This window comes from Pseudomonas inefficax (assembly GCF_900277125.1).
GTDB lineage: Bacteria > Pseudomonadota > Gammaproteobacteria > Pseudomonadales > Pseudomonadaceae > Aquipseudomonas > Aquipseudomonas inefficax.
Genome location: NZ_OPYN01000144.1, coordinates 1 through 3,225, shown reverse-complemented (window position 1 = coordinate 3,225; position 3,225 = coordinate 1). Strand labels below are relative to the sequence as shown.

General features: G+C 55.6%; 2 protein-coding genes. Both read left to right on the top strand.

Going from position 1 to position 3,225, the window contains the following annotated elements; translation table 11 throughout:
* Positions 1 to 488: 488 nt before the first annotated feature.
* Positions 489 to 2,159 (top strand): oxidoreductase, encoded by a 1,671-nt coding sequence (locus tag JV551A3_RS16380; RefSeq protein ID WP_235874590.1) that lies wholly within the window; start codon positions 489 to 491, stop codon positions 2,157 to 2,159.
* Positions 2,156 to 2,959, top strand: coding sequence for a DUF6708 domain-containing protein (locus JV551A3_RS31250; protein WP_328592100.1), 804 nt, complete (start codon positions 2,156 to 2,158; stop codon positions 2,957 to 2,959). Before JV551A3_RS16380 ends, JV551A3_RS31250 begins: the two co-directional genes overlap by 4 nt.
* The last annotated feature ends 266 nt before the right edge of the window (positions 2,960 to 3,225 follow it).

Genomic DNA, 3,225 nt, shown 5'->3' with positions numbered 1-3,225 from the left:
ACAAGGATGCGCAGGCGTACGTTGCCTTGTTCGATACGCCCATGTTCAAGGTGGCCGAGGCGTACGACTACGGCGGTAACGATCGTGAGTCCCGGGTGGCCTACGCCAAGACCATGGCCTTGTGCCTGGGTGGGGGCGTTANCGAAGCGGTCGTCCCCCGCCTTGAGCCGCATGTTCCCGCTTCTGGCACCAGCGAACTGCTCTGGTTGAAATGGCTGCAGGACCCGGACAGCCAGCCCTACCGCGCCTTGCTGCTGCGGGAGGGCTCTCTGCTGGCCGGGCTGCTGCCCAGCTTCTCCGCCACAGAAGCGATCAACTGGAACGACAGCGACAAGCTCTACGGCCTGCTGAGCAAGGGCATCGCCAGCGCTGACGCCGGCCTGCCCATGCGCAATACCCCCAAGCAGGCCATTGCTGAAACGCAGGGTGTGCTCAATGCAGCCAGTCAGCGGCTGGCGCCCTGTCTGTGAGCTGGCATTCAGAAGGCCGTGCGCCATCTGAACAGCGCCACGCAGTTTCTCTACAACGGCGTCCATCTGATCGAACTGGAAGTGAAGATGAAGCTGGGCGAGTACTACGCCTTGCAGAGCGCCCACCTTCGGGAGTTGCAGCAAAAGGCCAATGCGTCGATCGCCGAGGCGCGGGACCGGATGCGCCGCAATGTCGATGACTTCGAATTTGGCTCGATGAAGGCCATGCGCAAGGTGAGACCGATTATCCAGCATGGCTTGATGAGCCTGGCCGTGCTCGATCCACAGTTCACCAATACGATGATCAGCGTGACGGTGTGGGTCGAGGGCAAGGCTGAAGAGGTGCATGGGCGGTTGTTCCAGGAAGCCAACATTGGCGTAACGCAGGCGAGCAGTGCGGCGCAGCTTGCCTTTGTGGATATTTCGGTGGCGGCAGGGACGCTGGACGCCAATGCGCGGAAGCTGTTGCAGGGGATGAAGATCACGTCGCAGCAGGCGGCCCGATTGGTAAAAACCGGTTTTTCCGGGTTGCGCGGGATTGCTGGCAGCTGGGAGGTTCTGCTGGCGATAGGCGGGTTGTATTTGCAGCAGGACAGCCTGGGCAGGAATCAGGGAAAGGCGGAAGCGGAAATTGGGCCGAAGGCGTATGAGGCCAAGTTGGCGTTGCAAGGATCGTACTTGGGAGTGTTGGGAGGACATATCGAACTGGTGGGGCTCTTGTTGAGCTCAAGTACTAAACCCATTGGAAAGTCGTGGGCTAAGGGCGTTTCAGAAACTGGAGTGTCGCTGATAAAAATCGGTGCGATGATAGGTGCAATAACCGGAGTGATTGACTCAGCGCAAGCATTTTCTGCTGCTAAACGTGCAATGGCATCCGGGGACAACACAGCAGAAACGCATTATTTTCGCGCAGGTTTTTTGTATGCCTTTTCAACTGGAGTGTTTGTCTACGCAGTATTTAAGCCCATCCTGTTAGGACCTTTAGGCCTGGCTATAATACTGGCGCTCGCCGCCTATGCACTTACACGCTCAGCTGAACAAAGCGAATCTAATGCATTAGAGCGTTGGGCGCGACGCTGCTGCTTTGGTAGAGGCGACGAAAGTCCGGTTGTGTCTTGGGGGACACCCGAATATGCAGATATAGCGTTTGCAGAACTCAATGCCGCCACGCTTGGCGTGCACGCGGCGGTTCATTTCGAATCCAAACGCATAAGTGACCCGACCACTTCCAAAATGGGAGGCTTGGTCAGTTTGGAACTAGAGCACAAGCTAAAATTTTACATCATATTACCCAAATACAATGATGAGTACTCAGCCTATCGGTGGACCCTGTCAGTACATCGCCATGGTGACGGAGCTTTCCCCGATTTCATTGGTGGAGAGACTCTCGTTTTTGATGAGCACCAACCTGTTCAAGTTGAAGCCCTTACCAAGACGGCTATATTTCACGACTTTTCTCAGCCAAGACTACCAGATTATAAAAATGATGTTTTAATTGAAAAAATTCGACGCTCGCCTGACCCGGACAAGCCGTATCAGTCTTGGCTAGAATTCACTGGAACGGCGGAGCTTATGGGGGCCGTTGGGCAGCATACAATAAGAGCCGCGACACTGCTGGTAAGGTATTGGCCAGATAGACGACTACCAGATGCATATGTCGAAATTTGCATTAGGGAAGCTAACGAATGAGAGCCAAATCCAGAGTTCTTTGCGAGCGGGCTCTGCACTGGAGTCATGACTTGCCGGACGTCAATTCGGATGCAGTCCCGCGACTAAATTTTGCGGATATAGATCCCTCGCCAAATTTTTGTGATTCGGTGTACCTGGAACTCCCTCGATCCACTGTCAGTTTGCGTGGCATCGCCGTATTAATAGGAGGGCCAATACTGGCTTTTACTGTTGGCGCTATTATCTACATGCCTGGGAAATTATTTGGTATTAATTGGTCGAATGACTGGCATGTTGACCTCTTCGCCTCGCTAATGCTTCTGGTCGGCATGTGGGCTACTGCGACATATGTAAAGATGGACCTGCTGCTCCCACGAGACGAACCAATCCGCTTCAATCGCCTACGACGCAAAATCTATCTCTATCAATTTAGATTCCACTACATCTACCTGTTCAGCCGCAAACACTGGGGCGTCAAACCTGTCGCCTACAATTGGGACGACGTAACCGCCGAAGTCTACCGAGTCTACGCCCCCGGCCACGGCGGCCTGATCGAGAACGTCATGCTGTCGATCCGCAACCCGGAAACCAACGAAGTCATCGACCGCGTGTTCTTCACCCACAACCTCTACCAAGGCGAAGCCTACTGGGCCATCGCCCGGCTATTCATGCAACAAGGCCCCGAAGCCCTGCCGAAGTTCGTGCACCCACCCCGTGACTGGAACGATGACGATGGCCTGAGCCACATGCATTGCCTGGCACCCAAGGTTCATTGGCCGGAGGATATTGACCGTGAGTCCCGTACTGCCCCATCTGACTGAGAGGGCCGATGCCCCGGCGCCTAGACGGTAAGGATCACCACACCTTTCAAGGCAGCCGCAGTACCTGTGGGAGCGGGCATGCCCGCGAACACCGGCGTAGCCGGTGCCAGCCACCGCGTTGGATTCTTCGCGGGCACGCCAGCTCCCACAGTTTGGTTCAATGCCTCAAGCGTTAGCCGACACTGGACGTGGCGCACGCACACCCCACAACCAGTAACCCAGGGTTAGCAGCACCAACCAGCCAACCCCGACATACATGGCTGTGC

Excerpts from the sequence above, each read along its gene's own strand:
- JV551A3_RS31250 (WP_328592100.1), top strand. The coding sequence starts at position 2,156 with ATGAGAGCCAAATCCAGAGTTCTTTGCGAGCGGGCTCTGCACTGGAGT.